Origin of the sequence: Rhizobium sp. 18055 (assembly GCF_902706285.1) — a bacterium.
Taxonomy (GTDB): Bacteria; Pseudomonadota; Alphaproteobacteria; order Rhizobiales; family Rhizobiaceae; genus Rhizobium.
Map to the genome: position 1 here is coordinate 1 of NZ_CACSKD010000052.1, position 1,193 is coordinate 1,193.

Sequence of the window (1,193 nt, forward strand, 5' to 3'; positions counted from 1 at the left end):
CCCTCGCGTTATGTTTTCTGCAAGCGCTCGAACTCGACGGGTGACAGCATTCCGTTTCTGACGTGCTTGCGTTTGGGGTTGTAGAACATTTCGATGTAGTCGAACACGTCCTGGCGAGCTTCATCGCGTGAACGGTAGACCTTGCGACGTATCCGCTCCCGCTTCAGAAGATTGAAGAAGCTTTCAGCTACCGCATTGTCATGGCAGTTGCCGCGTCGGCTCATCGAGTGAACCAGATTGTGGTGCTTGAGGAACGATGCCCAGTCCATGCTGGTGAACTGCGAGCCTTGATCCGAGTGGACCAATACCTGATCCTTCGGCTTGCGTCGCCACACCGCCATGAGCAGCGCCTGCAGCACGACGTCGGTGGTTTGACGGCTCTGCATTGCCCAGCCGATCACCCGGCGGGAATAGAGATCGATGACGACAGCGAGGTAGGCGAAGCCCTCGACGGTCCGGATATAGGTGATGTCCGTGACCCATGCCTTGTCCGCAGCCTCGACGTCAAATTGCCGGTCGAGCGTATTGTCGACAACGACGGAAGGCCTGCCGCCATATTTGCCAGGACGACGCTTGTAACCGATCTCAGCCTTGATCCCGGCAAGCCTTGTCAGACGCGCGACGCGGTTCGGGCAGCACATCTCTCCCTGATCGAGCAAATCGTCATGAAGCTTGCGATAGCCATAGACCTTACCGCTCTCTTCCCAAGCCTGAAACAGGAGATCGGTCTGTCGTTTGTCCTCGCTGGCCCGCTTACTCGACGGGTTCTTCAGCCAGGCGTAGAAACCGCTCGGGTGAACATGGAGAAGCCGACACATCGTCCGCACCGAGAACCGCAGGCGATGCAGGGCAATGAATGCGTACTTCACTTTGCATCCCTGGCGAAGTACGCGGCCGCTTTTTTTAGGATGTCGCGCTCCTCGGTGACGCGAGCCAGTTCCTTCTTCAGCCGTCTGATCTCCTCGGCCTCATCGCTGTCTTTGACGTTCGATGTGCCGAACTTCTTCTTCCACTCGTAGAGCGAATGCGGGCTGACCCCCAGCCGCTGCGAGACCTCCGCTACCGGATAGCCCCGCTCAGTGATCTGACGCACCGCGTCACGTTTGAACTCTTCTGTGAAATTGCCTTTGCCCATATAGGCCTCCTGCCTCAAGTTTAGGGGAGAAGGCGTCTACAAATCTAGGGGCTATTCA

The 1,193-nt window shown here is 57.3% G+C and carries 1 protein-coding gene; it reads right to left on the reverse strand.

The genetic code is table 11. The features are described 5' to 3' along the window. Window positions 1-8 precede the first annotated feature (8 nt). Window positions 9-1,135 (reverse strand): IS3 family transposase gene (locus tag GVL52_RS27820; protein WP_160012638.1). Its coding sequence is split into 2 segments (ribosomal slippage): window positions 9-892 and window positions 892-1,135, totalling 1,128 coding nucleotides; the frame shifts between segments, so codons are not numbered across the junction. Window positions 1,136-1,193: the final 58 nt, after the last annotated feature.